This window comes from Cupriavidus sp. FW216-B1 (genome assembly GCF_058789195.1).
Genome location: NZ_JBYTEL010000001.1, coordinates 804,782 through 821,982, shown reverse-complemented (window position 1 = coordinate 821,982; position 17,201 = coordinate 804,782). Strand labels below are relative to the sequence as shown.

Genomic DNA, 17,201 nt, shown 5'->3' with positions numbered 1-17,201 from the left:
GGCGCGATGTCCCACAGCCAATCCGATACCTTGCTGAGCGTGCGCGAGCTGACCGTGCGCTTCGGCGGCGTGCTGGCGCTCGACGGCGTGAGCTTCGACGTGCGCCGCGGCGAGGTCTTCACGCTGATCGGCCCCAACGGGGCCGGCAAGACCACGGTCTTCAACCTCATCAGCCGCATCTACCCGCCCACCGGCGGCGAGATCCTGTGGCTGGGCGAGCCGCTCACGCGCATGCCGCCGCACGCGATCGCCGCGCAGGGCATTGCGCGCACGTTCCAGAACATCGAGCTGTTCGAGCAGGCCACGGTGCTGCAGAACCTGCTGATCGGCCACCACACGCACCGCGCCGCCGGCTTCTGGGCGGACCTGCTGTTCACGCCGGCCGCGCGCCGCTCGGCGCTGGCCGCGCGGCGCAAGGCGGAGGAAATGATCGAGCTGCTGGACCTGCAGGCGCACCGCGACGCGCTGGTGGCCGGGCTGCCCTACGGCGTGCGCAAGGTGGTGGAACTGGCGCGCGCGCTGTGCAGCGGGCCGCGCCTGCTGTTGCTGGACGAGCCGTCGTCCGGGCTGAACGCGGAGGAGACCGAGGACATGGCATGGTGGATCCGCGACATCCGCAGCGAGCTGGGCATCACCGTGCTGATGGTGGAGCACGACATGAGCCTGGTCTCGCGCGTGTCCGACCGGGTGCTGGCGATGAACCAGGGCCAGGTGCTGGCGCAGGGCACGCCGGCCGAGGTGCAGGCGCACGCGGGCGTGATCGAGGCCTACCTGGGCACGGTGGACGACGTGGCCTCGCTGCGGAGGGCGGCATGAACCCGGCCGCCATCGACGCCGCCGCCGCGCAGCGCGGCATGGCACCGGCGCCCGTGCTGGCGCTGGCCAACGTGGAGAGCGCCTACGGGCCGGTCAAGGCGATCCGCGGCGTGAGCCTGGCGGTGGCGCCGGGCAGCATTGCCACCGTGCTGGGCGCCAACGGCGCGGGCAAGACCACCATCCTGAAGACCATCTCCGGCGTGCTGGATCCCACGCGCGGCAGCATCGCCTTCCAGGGCGAGCCGATCACCGGGCTGGACCCGGCGCGGATCGTGCGGCGCGGGCTGAGCCACGTGCCCGAGGGGCGCGAGGTGTTCCCGCTGCTGTCCGTGCGAGACAACCTGATGATGGGCGCGTACACCCGGCGCGACCGCGATGGCGTGGCGCGCGACATGGAGGCGGTGTTCGGCTATTTCCCGGTGCTGCGCGAGCGCGCGGCGCAGGACGCGGGCCTGCTCTCCGGCGGGCAGCAGCAGATGCTGGCGATCTCGCGCGCGCTGATGGCCGCGCCCGAGCTGATCCTGCTCGACGAGCCCAGCCTGGGACTGTCGCCCAAGCTGACCAAGGACATCTTCGAGATCGTGGTGCGCATCAACCGCGAGCGCGGCACCACCATCCTGCTGGTGGAGCAGAACGCCAACATGGCGCTCAACGCGGCGGACTACGGCTACGTGCTGGAGAACGGCCGCATCGTGGCCGAGGACACCTGCGCGGCGCTGCGCGAGAAGGACGACATCAAGGAGTTCTACCTCGGCATGAAGGACAGCGGCGTGCGCGGCGAGCGGCGCTGGAAGAAGCGCAAGACCTGGCGCTAGCCGCCCGCCCCGACCACCCGACCACCAGATTCAGCCCGGAGACCCGCCAATGGCCAGACCCGCCGCGCACGCCATGCAGCCCTTGTCCGAAGCCGCGTTCCAGACCGTGCCGCAGATGTTCTGGCACGCCGTGGACGTGCGCGGCGACGCCGTGATGATGCGGCAGAAGGACCTCGGCATTTGGCGCAGCTATACCTGGCGCGAAGTGGGCGAGATCGTGGCCGACGTGGCGGTGGGGCTGGCCGAGCTCGGATTGCGGCCGGGCGAGGTGGTCTCCGTGCTGTCCAACACCAACCGCGAATGGGTGTGGGCCGACCTGGGCGCGCTCACGGCGGGCGCGGTGGTCAGCGGCATCTACCCGACCGATTCGCCGTCGCAGGTGGAATACCTGTGCCAGGACTCGGGCACCGTGGTGCTGTTCGTGGAGAACGAGGAGCAGCTCGACAAATACCTGGAAGTGCGCGAGCGCGTGCCGGACCTGCGCCGCGTGGTGGTGTTCGACATGGAAGGGCTGTCGGGCTTCGACGATGCCGCGGTGATGAGCTTCGACGCGCTGCTGGCGCTGGGCCGGCAGGCGCGCGCGCGGCAGCCGGGCTGGCTGCCGGCCATGCGCGCCGAGGGCAGCGCCGACGCGCTGGCGGTGCTGGTCTACACGTCCGGCACCACGGGGCGGCCCAAGGGCGCGATGCTGTCGCACCGCAACGTGCTGCGCAGTTGCCTGACGCAGCGCGAATTCCTGCCGGCCACCACCATCGGCGAGCGCATGGCCTTCCTGCCGCTGTGCCATGTGTCCGAGCGCCTCTTCGGGGAGTATTACGCGATCCTGTGCGGCGCGGTGGCCAACTTCGTGGAGAACCCCGACACCATTTTCGACAATATCCGCGAGATCCAGCCCGATGCCTTCCTGGCGGTGCCGCGCGTGTGGGAAAAGCTGTATTCCAGCATCACCATCGCCGTGCGCGAGGCCACGCCGCTGCAGCGCCGGGCCTACGCCTGGGCGCTGCGCGCCGGGCAGGCGCGCGTGCCGGAGCCGGGGCAGGCGCGGCGGCTATCGCCTGGCGCGCGGATCAGGCTGTGGCTGGCCGATGCGCTGGTGCTGGGCAACGTGCGCCGCATGATGGGCCTGAACCGCGTGCAGCTGGCGGTGACGGGCGCGGCGCCGATCTCGCCGGACCTGATCCGCTGGTACATGGCGCTGGGCATCGAGCTGCACGAGCTGTGGGGCATGACCGAGATCACCGGCGCGGCCACCTGCAACCCGCCGGGCCGCACGCGCCCGGGCAGCATCGGCGTGGCGCTGCCGCATACCGAGGTGAGGGTTTCCCACGAGGGCGAATTGCTGGTGCGCGGGCCGCAGGTCTTCATGGGCTACCTGAACCAGCCGGCCAGGACGGCCGAGACCATGACCGACGGCTGGCTGCGCACCGGCGACATTGGCCGCGTGGACGAGGACGGCTATTTCTACATCACCGACCGCATGAAGGACCTGATCATCACGGCCGGCGGCAAGAACGTCACGCCGTCCGAATGGGAGAACCAGCTCAAGTTCAGCCCCTACGTGACCGACGCGGTGGTGATCGGCGACCGCCGGCCGTTCCTGAGCTGCCTGGTGATGATCGACCAGGACAACGTGGAGCGGTGGGCGCAGGAGCACGACGTGCATTTCTCCGACTACGGCTCGCTGTGCCGCAGCAAGGAGGTGGTGGCGCTGATCGGGCAGGAGATCGACCGCGTCAACAAGCAGTTCGCGCGCGTGGAGCAGATCAAGGCGTTCCGCCTGCTGGAGACGCGCCTGGGCGCCGAGGACGAGGAACTGACGCCGACCATGAAGCTCAAGCGCAAGCTGGTCAACGACAAGTACAGCGCGCTGATCGAGTCGATGTATCCGGCCAAGGTGGCCTGACGCCCGCCGGCGGCGGCCTGCACAGGAGGCGCGATGGGCCATTCCGGCAAGACGGGCGGCAGCGGCCCCGCCAGCCATACCGGCAATGCCGGCGGCGTGGGCGGCATGGGTGGCATTACCGGCGCCGGCGGCGCGCGCGGCAAGGACAGCGCGGTGTCGCCGGTCTCGCGGGCGCTGCGCCACCTGTTCCTGGCCGGGCGGCAGGCCGCGCGCGTGCCGGGCCTGCCGCCGGGCACGGCGCCGCGCGCGCTGCACGCGGTGGGCGTGGTCGGCGCCGGCACGATGGGCAGCCGCATTGCCATGAGCCTGGCCGGCGCGGGCCTGCCGGTGACGCTGGTGGCCACTGGCGAGGCCGCGCTGGCGCGCGGGCTGGCCTCGGTGCGCGCGCAGTATGACGCGGACCTCCGCGCCGGCCGGCTGCGCCCGGCGCAGGTGGCGCGGCGCCTGGGCCTGATCGCCGGCACGCCGGACCACGGCGCGCTGGCCGGCTGCGGGCTGGTGATCGAGGCGGTGGTGGAGGACATGGCGCTCAAGCAGCAGGTCCATGCCCGGCTGGGCCGCATCTGCCGGCCGGGCGCCATCCTCGCCACCAATACCTCCACGCTGGACGTGGAAGTGCTGGCCGAGGCCAGCGGGCGGGCCGCGGATTTCGTGGGGCTGCATTTCCGCAACCCGTCCAACGGCGGGCGGCTGATCGAGGTGGTGCGCGCCGGCGCCACCGCGCCCGACGTGCTGGCCACCGCCATGCAACTGGCGCGGCGGCTGGGCAAGGCGGCGGTGGTGTCCGGCGTGTGCTTCGGCTTCATCGGCAACCGCATGGCCGAGGCCTATCTGCGCGAGAGCGAGTTCCTGATGATGGAAGGCGTGAGCCCGGCCCGGCTCGACGCCGTGATGGAAGCCTATGGCATGGCGATGGGGCCGTGCCGGATGCTGGACCTGGCCGGCATCGACGTGGCCGCGCGCATCGTGCTGGAGTACGGCAAGGCGGGCGGCCTGCCGCCGGACCCGGCCTACCGCGCGGTGGTGCGCACCTTGTTCATGCTCGGCCGGCTCGGCTGCAAGAGCGGCGCGGGTTTCTACCGCTATCCCGCCGGCGCGCCGGTGGCGGACCCGGAAGTGGCGCGCCTGTGCGGCGCGCTGGGCCGTGCGCACGGCATGGCGCGGCGCGGCGACATCGGCGACGAGGAAATCGCCGAGCGGCTGCTCTACCCGCTCATCAACGAGGCAGCCAAGCTGCTGGAGGAGGGCGTGGCCTGCCGGCCCGGCGACATCGACCTGGTGTGGACGGCGGGCTACGGCTTTCCGGACTACCTGGGCGGGCCGGTGTGGCTGGCCGACAGCATCGGGCTGGCGCGCGTGGTGGCGGGGCTGGAGCGCTATGCCCGGCAGCGCGGCAATCCCTATGACTACTGGGACGTATCGCCGCTGCTGGCGGCGCTGGCGCGCGGCGGGCAGCGGCTGTCGGCGTGGTTGCCGCGGCCCCGTCCGCGCGATACGCCGCATGCGCCAGATACACCCGACCAGCCCGCGCCGGCCGCGATCCATTCGGGACTCGAGCCGCCGCAGAGCGTGCATTGAAGCAGCACGGCCAACAACGACGAACGACGACGAACAACGATACAAGGAGACAACCATGATCCGGAAAACCATCCTCGCCGCCGTGGCGCTGGCGCTCGGCGCCGGCGCGCACGCCGACACGCGCGGCGTCACCGACAAGGAAATCGTGCTCGGCCTGATCACCGACATGTCGGGGCCGATCGTCAACTACGGCAAGGAGTCGCGCAACGGCATGACGCTGGCCGTGGAGGAAATCAACGCGCGCGGCGGCGTGCAGGGCCGCAAGATCCGCGTGGTGGTGGAAGACAACGGCTACGAGCCCAGGCGCGCCGTGCTGGCCGCGCAGAAGCTGGTCACGCAGGACGGCGTGTTCGCCATCGTGGGCCACCTGGGCACCGCGCCCAACATGGCCACGCTGCCGTTCCTGCTGCAGAGCAAGGTCTTCAATTTCATGCCGCAGAGCGCGGCGCGCGACATGTACGAGCCGGCCAGCCCGTACAAGATCGCGCTGGGGCCGTCGAACTACCTGATGTCGACGACCATCATGGATTACTTCATGAAGCAGAAGCCCTACCAGCGCGTGGGCGCGCTGTACCAGGACGACGACTACGGGCGCGAATCCGTGGAGGGCGTGGTGGCCTACCTCAAGTCCCGCGGCATGACGCTGGTGGAAAAGGTCTCGTACAAGCGCGGGGCGACGGATTTCTCGTCGCAGATGGCGCGGCTCAAGGCGGCCAACTGCGACCTCGTGTTCAACGCCTCCACCATGCGCGAGTACGTGGCCTCGGCGCAGGAGGCGCGCAAGATCGGCTTCGACCCGGTCTTCGCCGGCACTACGGCCAACTATTCGCGCCAGGTGCCGCAGCTGGGCGGCAAGGCGGCGCAGGGGCTGCACGCGGCGGCCTTCATCATGCTGCCCTACGCGGATGACGCAAACCCGGCGGTGCGGCAATGGGCGGCGGCGTACAAGAAGCGCTTCAGCGAGGAGCCGGACGTGTACGCGATGTTCAGCTACTACGCCTACACCACCTTCGCCATCGTCGCCGACAAGGCGGGGCGCAACCTGACGCCGGAGACCTTCAACGCGGCGATGGAAGCCACCAAGCTGCCGCAGGACGCGCTCGGCAATCCGGGCTTCAACGTCTCGGCCGCCAACCGGCTGAGCAACGACCGCATCCGCATCATGCAGGTGGCCGGCGACAAGTGGATTCCCGCCAGCGACCTGCTGCCGCCGCCGAAGCTGTAGCCCGGGATGCCGGCCTCCGAACGTAAACGACCGCGGGATCGGGAAATTCGGGTTGCGCCAGCGCCGCCAGGGGCACTACGATGAGGCGGCTGGCACGGCTACCCGATCGCTATCCGATAGCGGTCAGGTAGCGGTCAGGTAGCGGTCAGGTAGCGGTCAGGTAGCCACCTGACGCAAGACGCGGGCGGCCCTGCCGGCTATGCTGCCCCTGGCGCGCCGCTCCGTGCGGCGCCGCCACCACACACAAGCCGGCCCGGCGACGCACCCACGGGCGCGCGGATGGCGCCGGCAGGAGACAAAGGACATGCAGATGCAGGCAAGCAGCATTGCGTGCCCGCCAGCCACGACCCCGGCGCCCGGTGCCGCGGACGGAGGCGGCCGGGTGATGTGGGTCACGCCGGAGCGGCTGTTCTATGCGGGCCTGCTCGGTTCGCCGTCGGTGCGGACGATGGGCGGACTGCTGATCTACGTGGCGCTGCGCGCGCCGATCCGCATCAGCCTGGACGGCGCGCGCTGGGACAGCACCGAGCTTGCGGTGGTGCCGGCCTACATGCCGCATTCGGTGGCCTGCGACGACCGCATGATCTGCGACCTCGGGCTGGAGGCCGAGAGCATCGACCTGGAGCGGCTGCCCGCCGTGATCCGCGGGCAGGCCGGCCCGGTGGAGGATGCCGCCTTCGCGCGCCACGTGCGCCAGGCCCATGCCTGGCTGAGCCGGCACGGCAGGGAACTCGACCTGCAGGCCGGCAGCTTCGACCAGATCTTCTTCGGACAGGCGCTGGCGCGGCGCCGGCTGGACCCGCGCATCGAGGCGGTGGTGGAGCGCATCCGCGGCGCGCCGTCGGCCACCGCCACGGCGGAGTCCTGCGCGGCGTCGGCGCATCTGTCGTTCTCGCGCTTCCTGCACCTGTTCAAGGAGGAGGTCGGCACGCCGTTCCGCAGCTTCCGCACCTGGAAGCGCGCGCGCAGCCTGCTGCACTATGTCACGCAGGATTCCAACCTCGCGCACGTGGCGCTCGATACCGGCTACCCGGACTCCACGCATTTCAGCCATTCGATCCGGCAGGTCTACGGGCTCAAGCCCAGCGACATCTTCGCCGGCTCGCGCAAGCTGGCGCTGATCGGCGAGCGGCGGGTCGTGGTCGGTTAGCCGGCTGGCCAGTGAACGTCAATGAAGGCCAACGAAGGCCAGCTAGCCCGCCGCGCTTTCCTCGCGCAAGGCCGCCTTGTGGATCTTGCCGGCCGGCGTCATCGGCAGCGTGCCGCGCACCACCACCTGGCGCGGCACCTTGTAGTCGGCCAGGCGGCTCGCGCAATAGGCGCGGATCTCCTGTTCCGTGATCTCGCTGCCCGGCCTGGGCACGATGTAGTAGCGCCCGATCTCGCCCAGCACCGGGTCCGGCACGCCGATGCCGGCCACCATCATCACCGCGGGATGGTGCGCGATCACGCCTTCGATCTCGGCCGGGTAGACGTTGAAGCCGCCCTGGATGTACATGTCCTTCTTGCGGCCCTTGAGCTGGATGTAGCCGCGCGCGTCCACGCAGCCCAGGTCGCCCGAGCGCAGCCAGCCATCAGTGCCGAAGGCGTCGGCATTGCCGGCGCCGCCGGCGCCACCGATGTAGCCGCCGCACACGCCGGCGCCGCGAAAGCACAACTCGCCGACTTCCCCGGGCGCGGCGATCTCGCCGGCCGGCGTGACCACGCGCACCTCGGCGGTGTCGAAGACGCGGCCGATCGACGCCATCAGGTCTTCGTGCGCGGCGTCCCACGGCGTCATGACGATGGCGCCAGAGGCTTCGGACAGGCCATACAGGTTCATCACGGCGGCCTGCGGCATGCGCGCCTGGAGCTTCTCGAGCAGGGCGGCGTCCACGGTGGCGCCGCCCACGATCACCAGCCGCACCGAGGAAAAGTCCATGCCGGCGGCGTCCGGATGCATCAGCAGCAGCGTGGCCATCGTCGGCACGCCGGAGAAGATGGTCGGCGGGTGCCGGCGCATCATGGCCAGCACGGTGTCGGCCTTGAACACCGGCACCAGTTCGCAGGTGCCGCCGCCGAGCAGGTAGCTCAGCACGCCGCAGGTGATACCGCCCACGTGGTTGAAGGGCAGGGCGATCTGCACATGGTCGTGCTCGCCGGCGCGCGTGTGGCGCGCCTGCGCCCAGGCCGAGGCCAGCAGGCTGCGGTGTGACAGGCCGGCGCCCTTGGGGCGGCCGGTGGTGCCGGAGGTGTAGATCACCATCGCGAGGTCGTCCGGCGCGACGCGCGCCTCGGCCGCCCGCAGCGCGGCGCGGTCCGGCGGCGTGTCCAGCAGTTGCGCGAAGACGGGCACGCCGGGCAGCGGCTCCGGCATGGCGTCGATGGGAATGACGTGGCGCAGCCCGGGCATGCGCGGCAGCAGGCGCCCCAGCATGCCGAGGAAGTCGAAGCCTTCGGCCCGCGGCACCGTGAAGACGGCCTTGGCGCCGCTGTCGTTGACCATGTGCTCGATCTCGTGGTCGCGGTAGCGCACGCTCAGGCCCACCACCGCCACGCCGATGCGGGTGGCGGCGAAGAACAGCTGCAGCCATTCGATCTGGTTCAGGCCGATCAGCCCGATGCGGTCGCCGTGCCGCAGCCCCAGCCCGAGCAGGCCGCAGGCCAGTTGCGCCGAGGCGGCCTCGACCTCGCCGAAGCTGTGCGCCTGCTCGCCGCACAGGTAGGCGGTGCGCTTGTCCCAGCGCTCGCTGGCTTGCTGCAGGGCGGCGCCGATGGTGGCGGGCGGCTGGGTCGGGACCATGCGGATTCTCCGTTGGGGGAAGGGAAATGCGCTTGTGCGGCAGCTTGAGCACAGGAGCGTAGCCAACGCGGCGGCGCAAGGCTTGCGGAAAGTGGCTGGCCGGGCCTCCGGCGGCGTGCGGGGCTGCGTCGCTATTTACCAATGACATGCGTAAATGACAAATACCCACTTCATTGGTATTTGCAAAATACCCATATTGTTTGTAAAGTGACATTACCCATGTCGTAGGCAAGACCATGAAACAACAGCTTTCCACCGCCACGCAGCTAGGCCAGGTGCTGCTATCCGCACGGCGGGCCGCCGGGCTGTCGCAGTCCGACCTCGCCGCGCGCCTCGCCGTCAGCCAGAGCCGCATCTCCCACATGGAACTGAACCCCGGCACCATCAGCTCCGGCCAGCTGCTGGCGCTGGTGAGCGTGCTGGGGCTGGAACTGGTGGTGCAGGACCGCGGCGCGGCGGACGCCGCGGCGCCCGCGGTGGAGTGGTAGCGATGGGCCGCAGGTCGCACGCGCGCGCGTTGTCGCTATGGGCCAACGGCGAGCGCGTGGGGACGTGGCGCATCCCCGCGCGCGGCGAGATGGAGCTGCTGTACGACCCGGCGTGGATGGCCTCGCCGGCCGGGCGGCCGCTGTCCCTGTCGCTGCCGTTCGGCGTGGACGCCGCGCCGCTGTGGGGCGAGCGGGTGCGCAACTATTTCGACAACCTGCTGCCCGATAGCGACACCATCCGCAAGCGGCTGGCCACGCGCTTCCAGACCGCCGGCACGGACGCCTTCGACCTGCTCGAAGCCATCGGCCGCGACTGCGTGGGCGCCGTGCAGCTGCTGGCGGAGCACGCGCAGCCGGCCGGCCACGACCGCATCGACGGCACGCCGCTGTCGGACGCCGATATCGCCGCCTTGCTGCGGCAGACCGTCGGCCCGGCCGCGCCCGGCGCGCGCGACGACGACGATTTCCGCATCTCGCTGGCCGGCGCGCAGGAGAAGACCGCGCTGCTGTGGCACGGCGGGCGCTGGCTGAAGCCGCACGGCGCCACGCCGACCACGCACATCCTCAAGCTGCCGCTCGGGCTGGTCGGCAACAAGCGCGCCGACCTCGGCACCTCGGTCGAGAACGAATGGCTGTGCCTGGCCATCCTGGCCGCCTACGGGCTGCCGGCCGCGCGCGGCGAGATCCACGCGTTCGACGGGCAGAAGGTGCTGGCCGTGCAGCGCTTCGACCGCCAGATGCATTCGTCGGGCAACTGGATCCTGCGGCTGCCGCAGGAGGATTTCTGCCAGGTGCTGGGCGTGCCGCCGCACCTCAAGTACGAGGCCGACGGCGGCCCCGGCATGCGCGACATCGCGCAGATCCTGCGCCAGTCCGTCGACGCGGACGCCGACCTGGAAACCTTCCTCGCCACGCAGGTCCTGTTCTGGATGCTGGCGGCGCCCGACGGACACGCCAAGAACTTCAGCATCCGCCTGCTGCCGGGCGGGCGCTTCCGCATGACGCCGCTGTACGACGTGATGTCGATCTGGCCGGTGGTGGGCAACGGCGCCAGCCAGTGGTCCTGGCACAAGGCCAAGCTGGCGATGGCGGTGGCCGGCAAGAACCGGCACTACCTGTTCAAGGACGTGCAGCGCCGGCATTTCAACGCGATGGCGGCGAAGTGCTTCCACGGGCCGGACGCCGAGGCCATCATCGGCCGGCTGGTCGCACAGACCCCGGCCGTGATCGCGCAGGTGAACGCGGCGCTGCCGGCGGGCTTTCCGCAGAAGGTGGCGGACAGCATCCTGGGCGGGCTGGCGGCGTCGGCGCGGCTGCTGGCGGACATGCCGGCGCGGTAGGGGAGGCGGGCGGCGGCGCCGACCACTTAGCGCAAGACGAACCGCGGCGGCGCGGCCTATGTTCGGGACTCCCAGCCACCCGCCACAGACCGGATTGCGCATGCCCCTCCCGACCCTGCCGCCACTGCCGCACTACTTCACCGCCGAGCACGAACAGTTCCGCGGCACGCTGCGCGCGTTCGTCGCGCGCGAGATCACGCCGTTCGCCGGCGCGTGGGACGAGGCCGGCACCTTCCCGCGCGCGCTCTACCGCCGCGCCGCCGAGATCGGCCTGCTGGGGCTGGGCTACCCGGAGGCGTTCGGCGGCACGCCGGGCGACCTCTTCTACCACATCGTCCAGGCCGAGGAATTCGCCCGCAGCGGCTCGGGCGGCGTCAACGCCTCGCTCAACTCGCACACCATCGGCGTGCCGCCCATCGTCGCGGCCGGCAGCCCGGCGCTGCAGCAGCGCGTGCTGCCGCCGGTGATCGCCGGCGAGAAGATCGCCGCGCTGGCCATCACCGAGCCCGGCGGCGGCTCCGACGTGGCCAGCCTGCGCACTACCGCCGTGCGCGACGGCGACCACTACGTCGTCAACGGCGAGAAGACCTTCATCACCTCCGGCATGCGCGCCGACTTCATCACCACCGCCGTGCGCACCGACCCCGCCAACAAGGGCGCGGGCGGCATCTCGCTGCTGCTGGTGGAGGGCAACCCGCCCGGCCTGGCACGCACCGAGCTGCGCAAGATGGGCTGGCTCGCCTCCGATACCGCCCACCTGCGCTTCGACAACTGCCGCATCCCCGCCGCCAACCTGATCGGCGAGGAAAACCGCGGCTTCCCGCTCATCATGCGCAACTTCAACGCGGAGCGGCTCGGCATGAGCGCCAGCGCCTACGCCTACGGCGAAGCCTGCCTGCGCGAAGCGCTCGACTGGGCGCGCCAGCGCCACACCTTCGGCCAGCCGCTGGTGGCGCGGCAGGTGATCCGCCACAAGCTGGTGGACATGGCGCTGCGCATCGAGGCCGCGCGCAACCTGGTCTATGACCTGGCCTACCGCGTCCAGCATGAAGCCGGCGACCCCGCGCAACTGGTCGCGCGCACCTGCATGGCCAAGATCCAGGCCACCCAGGCCATGCAGTTCTGCGCCGACCAGGCCGTGCAGATACTCGGCGGCATGGGCTTCATGCGCGGCACCCTGAGCGAGCGTGTCTACCGCGAGGTCAAGGTAATGATGATCGGCGGCGGGTCGGAGGAGATCATGAAGGACCTGGCGGCGCGGCAGCTCGGGTTTTGAGGCAGGAATTTTGAGGCAGGAACGGCGATAGCGTATTCGTTCGTGACTTTTATGAGGCGAAACAAGGTGGCCGCCCGGTAACGTATCCGATTGAAGACGGTATATGTCTTCCAAGGCTGGGAGGCACTATACTGTCTTCGTCCGCATACGTTATTTCCTTCCCGTCACCGATGCAGCATCCCATCTCGGCACCCGCGAATCTCGGGCAACTCGCCCGCGCCGCGCGCATGGCGCAAAAGCTCACGCGCGACGAGCTCGCGCGCGCCACCGGCCTGTCTCCCGCCTTCATCTCCGCGGTGGAGCGGGGCAAGGAAACCGCGCAGGTCGGCAAGGTGCTGCTGCTGCTGCAGGAGCTCGGCGTGCGGCTGTACGGCGAAGCACCGGACGTGCAGGCGTTGATGGCCGAACAGGGCGGGCTTGCCCGCCGGCGGGTGCGCAAATGAGCGAGGACCGCACGCTTGCCGCCTACGCGAACGGCATCAAGATCGGCGAAGTCACCGACAGCAACGGCGTCTGGCGCTTTGCCTACGACGCCGGCTGGCTGCGCGAGCCGGGACGTTTCGCGCTCTGCCCGAGCCTGCCGCTCGGCCCGCAGGCATTGATCGACAGCAGCACCGACCGGCCGGTGCAGTATTTCTTCGACAACCTCCTGCCCGAAGAAGGGCAGCGCGCCTTGCTGGCCGGCGCGGCCCGGCTCGACATCGAAGACGCGTGGGGCATGCTGGCGTTCTACGGCGCCGAGTCGGCGGGCGCGATCACGCTGCTCGCGCCGGGCCAGCAGGAACCCGCCGGCAGCCGGGTGCCGCTGTCCTTCGCGGACTTGCATCAGCGCATCCAGGACTTGCCGGGCCGGCCGCTCGACGCCAGGGCGCCCAAGCATATGTCGGTCGGCGGCGCGCAGCACAAGCTGGCGGCCATCCTGGTGGGCAAGCCAGGCGCCCGCCAGTTGCTGGAACCGGTCGGCGCCGAACCGTCCACCCACATTCTCAAGCCGGAAGCCAGGGGCACCGCGTGGCCGCATGCCGCCATCAACGAGTTGTTCTGCATGCGGCTGGCGGCGCGCGCGGGCCTGCCGGTGCCGGCCACCGAATTCCTGCGCGTGCCCGCGCCGGTCTTCGCCATCGCGCGTTTCGACCGCGACGCGAGCGGCGACGCGGTACGGCGGCGGCATGTGATCGACGGCATGCAGTTGCGCGGCAGGAGCCGGACGCTCAAGTACACGCACGCATCCACGCAGACCTTGCGCGCGCTGATCGATCTGACCCGGACCCGCGCGGCCGCGCGCCTCGGCATCTACCGCTGGGTGGTGTTCAACCTGCTGGTGGGCAACGGCGACGCGCACATGAAGAACCTGTCGTTCTTCGCCGACCCGGACGGCTACAGCCTGGCCCCGTTCTACGACATCGTCAGCACCGTGGTCTACGACACCAGGAACCACCGCGACAACGCGCCGTACTGGCCGGATTCGGAGTTGTCGATGCAGATCGGCGCGACCCGGCACTACCGCGACCTCCGGCGCGTGGACGTGATCCAGGCCGGCCAGGAACTGGGCCTGAGCCGGGCCGCCGCCGCCTTCGAACTCGATGCCGTGATCGCCGCCGTCACGGAGCACGCGAATCCCGTCCGGGCGGAGGTGGAGGCCGAGGCCATGCCGGATGGCGGGGAAAGCCGGATCCTGAATGCGATCCTGGCCATGCCGGTCAAGGAAATGTCCGAACGCCTGCGCATGCCGGGCGGAATATAGCGGCATGCCGCCTTATATAATCGGCGGCGTCCCCCGCCGGCGCTGCCGCCGGGCGGGTACTCTGGAACCGGCCGAATGCCTTCGTACCCCTTAGTTCTCTGTCTGACCTTCGCGGTCGTCGGCAGCCTGACGATGGCCCTGCTGGCCTGGACCCGGCGCGACGATCCCACCGTCAAGGCCTTCCTGGTGCTGGCCGGCGGCACGGCGCTGTGGAGCGGGGGCCGCCTGCTGGAGCTGAGTTCGTCCGAGCTGGAAGCGCGCGTGCTGTGGGCCCAGCTGCAGTACGTCGGCATCCTGGCGGTGCCGATCGGCTGGTTCTGCGCCATGTTGCAACTGAGCCGGCCGAAGCTCGCCGTCCCGCGCTGGCTGCTGTCGATGCACGCCGTGGTCAGCGTGGTGACGCTGGGCCTGGTCTTCACCAACGAGCAGCACCGGCTGATCTGGTCGGCGATCGCGCTGGTGCCGGGCGGGGCGCCGCCGGGCGCGGTCTTCACCCACGGGCCGGCCTATGCCGCGCTGGCGGCGTACACCTACCTGCTGCTGTTCGTCAGCCTCTATTTCCTGGCGACGGCGCCTGTGCCGGGCAGCAGCCTGACGCGCGGCGGCCGTGCCGTGCTGGCCGGCGGGCTGGTGCTGCCGCTGCTGGCCAACGTGGCCTACCTGACGCGGCACACGGGGCCGCTGGGCGGCGACCTGACGCCGGCCACGTTCTCGGTGATGACGGTGCTGGTGTGGTTCTGCGCGCTGCGCGGCCATCTGGAGGACGTGGGGCACTACGCCCGGCTGCGGGTGTTCGATTCGCTGCACGAAGGCTGCGTGATCGCCGACGCCAACGATGTCATCGTGGACTCCAACCCGGCGGCGCGGCGCCTGCTGGCCGACATGACGCGCGGCCAGCCGGTGCCGCGCGCGTGGCGGCATGCCGTCGAGGCCAGCCGCGCGGGCGCGCATGGCGGCGGGTCCCATCTGATTTCCGAGGAGCGGGTGGACTACGAGCTGACGGTGGAGTCCGTGCGCAACCTGAACGGGCGGGCGGTGGGCATCATCGTGTTCCTGCGCGACGTGACGCGCTTCCGCTCGCGCGAGCAGGCGCTGACGGTGGAGAACTCCAGCCTGGCGGAGCGGCTGGGCGAGACCGAGGAAAAGCTCTCGCGCATCGAGGCGGACCTGTACCGCGATGCGCTGACCGGCGCCTACAACCGGCGCTTCTTCGAGCGCGAGGCGGCCGCGGTGGTGGCCGCGGCGTGCGAGCGCGGCCTGCCGGTGGGCTTCCTGCTGATCGACGTGGATTACTTCAAGCAGTACAACGACCTGCACGGCCACGTGCATGGCGACGAATGCCTGCGCCGCGTGGCGGGCGCCATCGGCGGCGCGCTGCGCGATGGCCTCGGCAGTCCCGGTGGCGCCGGCGGCTTCTGCGCGCGCGTGGGTGGCGAGGAATTCGTGGTGGTGCTGCCATCGGCGGCGGCGCCGGACACGCGCGCCGCCGGCCTGCGCCTGCTGGAGGCGGTGCGCGCGCTGCGCCTGCCGCACGGCGGCTGGCCCGAGCACCCTTACGTGACCATCAGCGTGGGCGCGGTGTGCGAGATACCGGCCTCGCCGCGGCTGGAGGCGCTGCTGGAACAGGCCGACGCCGCCATGTACGAGGCCAAGCGCAACGGCCGCGACCGCTTCGTCATGCGCGACCAGGCAATGCTGGCCACCTGTCCCTGAGCCGGACGGACCCGGTTATTCCTCGCTGGTCCACTCCACCTGCACGCCCAGGCTGCGCAGGTTTTCCACGAAGCGCGGATGGGCGCGGCGGATCGGCGTGGCGTTGCGGATCTCGGAGCGGCCGTCGATGCTGGCCGCGACCATGAACAGGGCGATGGCCACGCGGATGATGTACGGGCTTTCCACCACCGCCGGCGTGAGCGGGTTGCCGCCGAAGGTGATGAGCCGGTGCGGGTCGGACGAGAACACGTGGGCGCCGAACTTGGAGAGCTCGCCGGTCCAGCCCAGCGCGCCGTCGTAGACCTTGTTCCAGAACATGGCGTTGCCCTTGGCGCGCACGCCCAGCGCGATGAAGATGGGCAGCAGGTCGACCGGGAAATACGGCCACGGCGCGGCTTCCACCTTGGTCAGCACGTTGCTGGTAAACGGCGTCTGCACTTCCAGCGGGCCGGGGCAGGTGGCGCGCGACCAGCCGTCCTCGTGCGTGATCTGCACGCCGAACTTGGCGAAGGTGCGGTCGATCAGCGGGAAATTGCCGGGCGCGCTGTTGCGCACCACCACGTCGCCGCCGGTGATGGCGCCCAGCGCCAGGAAGGTGGTGATCTCGTGGAAATCCTCGTCGAAGTGGAATTCGCCGCCGCGCAGCGCATGGCCGCCGTGCACCGTCACGCGCGAGGTGCCGATGCCTTCGATGCGCACGCCGAGCATCTCCATGAAGCGGCAGAATTCCTGCACGTGCGGCTCGGACGCCGCGTTGGTCAGCGTGGAAACCCCATCGGCGGCGGCCGCGCACAGCACGAAGTTCTCGGTGGTGGTGACGGAAGCGTAGTCGAGCCAGTGATCGTTGGGCGTCAGGCGGCCGGCGCTGCGCACCAGCAGCGAACCGTCGGCGCGCTCGATCTGGCCGCCGAAGCGGCGGAACACGTCCACGTGCGGATCGATCTCGCGCACGCCCAGCGTGCAGCCCTTGACGTTGTCCTCCAGCCGCGCCACGCCGAAGCGCGCCAGCAGCGGCGGCACCAGCATGATGGACGAGCGCATCTCCTCGGGCAGCCGGTGGCTGGCCGCGTCGAAGCGGGTGTCGCGGTGGTGCAGCTCCAGCGTGCCGGTGGCGTGGTCCATGCGCACGTCGCTGCCGAGCGTGCGGAAGATGTCGAGGATCTTGCGCACGTCGGTGATGTCCGGCACGCCGTGCAGGCGCAGCGGCTCCGCCGTGAGCAGCGTGGCGCACAGCACCGGCAGCACCGCGTTCTTGTTGGCGGAGGGGATGATGCGGCCACGCAGAGGCGTACCACCGTGCACGATGAGATTGGACATGGATCAGGAATAAGGGGACTGGCTGGGCTGACGGAGACTTGACGGAGACGGATCGAGGCTGGCCGGAGCGCGACAGCGCGGACCGGCCGCGGGCGCGTCCCGCATTGTACTTGCGCCGGCGCGCCGCGACGCAGCCCGGCACGTCACCTTGTTCTCCTTTTGCCCGCCCCTTGTCGCCCTTTGTCGCCCTTTCCCGGCGCGCAT

At 70.5% G+C, this 17,201-nt stretch carries 14 protein-coding genes; 12 read left to right on the top strand and 2 right to left on the bottom strand.

Annotated elements, in window-relative coordinates; all coding sequences use genetic code 11:
• The first annotated feature begins 6 nt into the window (after window positions 1-6).
• From AC3WXD_RS03505 to AC3WXD_RS03480, 6 genes are all read left to right on the top strand, one after another.
• The gene (locus tag AC3WXD_RS03505; RefSeq protein WP_492323032.1) at window positions 7-816 is read left to right on the top strand and encodes an ABC transporter ATP-binding protein; all 810 of its coding nucleotides are present in this window, start codon (window positions 7-9) and stop codon (window positions 814-816) included.
• Window positions 813-1,631, top strand: coding sequence for an ABC transporter ATP-binding protein (locus AC3WXD_RS03500; RefSeq protein WP_020205457.1), 819 nt, complete (start codon window positions 813-815; stop codon window positions 1,629-1,631). Before AC3WXD_RS03505 ends, AC3WXD_RS03500 begins: the two co-directional genes overlap by 4 nt.
• A gap of 49 nt (window positions 1,632-1,680) precedes the next feature.
• Complete coding sequence (locus tag AC3WXD_RS03495) at window positions 1,681-3,534, top strand: AMP-dependent synthetase/ligase (protein WP_492323031.1); 1,854 nt, start codon at window positions 1,681-1,683, stop codon at window positions 3,532-3,534.
• A 33-nt stretch (window positions 3,535-3,567) separates the two neighbouring features.
• Window positions 3,568-5,112, top strand: a complete 1,545-nt coding sequence (locus AC3WXD_RS03490; protein WP_492323030.1) for a 3-hydroxyacyl-CoA dehydrogenase — start codon at window positions 3,568-3,570, stop codon at window positions 5,110-5,112.
• A gap of 55 nt (window positions 5,113-5,167) precedes the next feature.
• Window positions 5,168-6,337 (top strand): ABC transporter substrate-binding protein, encoded by a 1,170-nt coding sequence (locus AC3WXD_RS03485; RefSeq protein WP_492323029.1) that lies wholly within the window; start codon window positions 5,168-5,170, stop codon window positions 6,335-6,337.
• A 304-nt stretch (window positions 6,338-6,641) separates the two neighbouring features.
• Window positions 6,642-7,487, top strand: coding sequence for an AraC family transcriptional regulator (locus AC3WXD_RS03480; RefSeq protein ID WP_231586425.1), 846 nt, complete (start codon window positions 6,642-6,644; stop codon window positions 7,485-7,487).
• A gap of 42 nt (window positions 7,488-7,529) precedes the next feature.
• Here AC3WXD_RS03480 and AC3WXD_RS03475 read toward each other — a convergent pair whose 3' ends face one another.
• A complete protein-coding gene (locus AC3WXD_RS03475; protein ID WP_492323028.1) occupies window positions 7,530-9,119 on the bottom strand; it encodes a class I adenylate-forming enzyme family protein in 1,590 nt (529 codons plus the stop codon).
• Window positions 9,120-9,355: 236 nt separating this feature from the next.
• Between AC3WXD_RS03475 and AC3WXD_RS03470 the strand changes: the two genes are divergently transcribed.
• From AC3WXD_RS03470 to AC3WXD_RS03445, 6 genes are all read left to right on the top strand, one after another.
• Complete coding sequence (locus AC3WXD_RS03470) at window positions 9,356-9,607, top strand: helix-turn-helix domain-containing protein (protein ID WP_492323027.1); 252 nt, start codon at window positions 9,356-9,358, stop codon at window positions 9,605-9,607.
• Window positions 9,608-9,609: 2 nt separating this feature from the next.
• Window positions 9,610-10,947 (top strand): type II toxin-antitoxin system HipA family toxin, encoded by a 1,338-nt coding sequence (locus AC3WXD_RS03465; protein ID WP_492323026.1) that lies wholly within the window; start codon window positions 9,610-9,612, stop codon window positions 10,945-10,947.
• A 100-nt stretch (window positions 10,948-11,047) separates the two neighbouring features.
• The gene (locus AC3WXD_RS03460) at window positions 11,048-12,223 is read left to right on the top strand and encodes an acyl-CoA dehydrogenase family protein (RefSeq protein ID WP_492323025.1); all 1,176 of its coding nucleotides are present in this window, start codon (window positions 11,048-11,050) and stop codon (window positions 12,221-12,223) included.
• Between the two features lie 170 nt (window positions 12,224-12,393).
• Window positions 12,394-12,666 (top strand): helix-turn-helix domain-containing protein, encoded by a 273-nt coding sequence (locus AC3WXD_RS03455; RefSeq protein ID WP_020202539.1) that lies wholly within the window; start codon window positions 12,394-12,396, stop codon window positions 12,664-12,666.
• Window positions 12,663-13,967, top strand: coding sequence for a HipA domain-containing protein (locus tag AC3WXD_RS03450; protein WP_492323024.1), 1,305 nt, complete (start codon window positions 12,663-12,665; stop codon window positions 13,965-13,967). The genes AC3WXD_RS03455 and AC3WXD_RS03450 overlap by 4 nt, the downstream gene beginning before the upstream one ends.
• 75 nt (window positions 13,968-14,042) lie before the next feature.
• Window positions 14,043-15,680 carry a histidine kinase N-terminal 7TM domain-containing protein gene (locus AC3WXD_RS03445; RefSeq protein ID WP_059411678.1) on the top strand — a complete coding sequence of 546 codons (1,638 nt, stop codon included), beginning with the start codon at window positions 14,043-14,045 and terminating at the stop codon, window positions 15,678-15,680.
• Window positions 15,681-15,695: 15 nt separating this feature from the next.
• Here AC3WXD_RS03445 and AC3WXD_RS03440 read toward each other — a convergent pair whose 3' ends face one another.
• A complete protein-coding gene (locus AC3WXD_RS03440) occupies window positions 15,696-16,997 on the bottom strand; it encodes a UDP-N-acetylglucosamine 1-carboxyvinyltransferase (protein WP_020202536.1) in 1,302 nt (433 codons plus the stop codon).
• Window positions 16,998-17,201 lie beyond the last annotated feature (204 nt).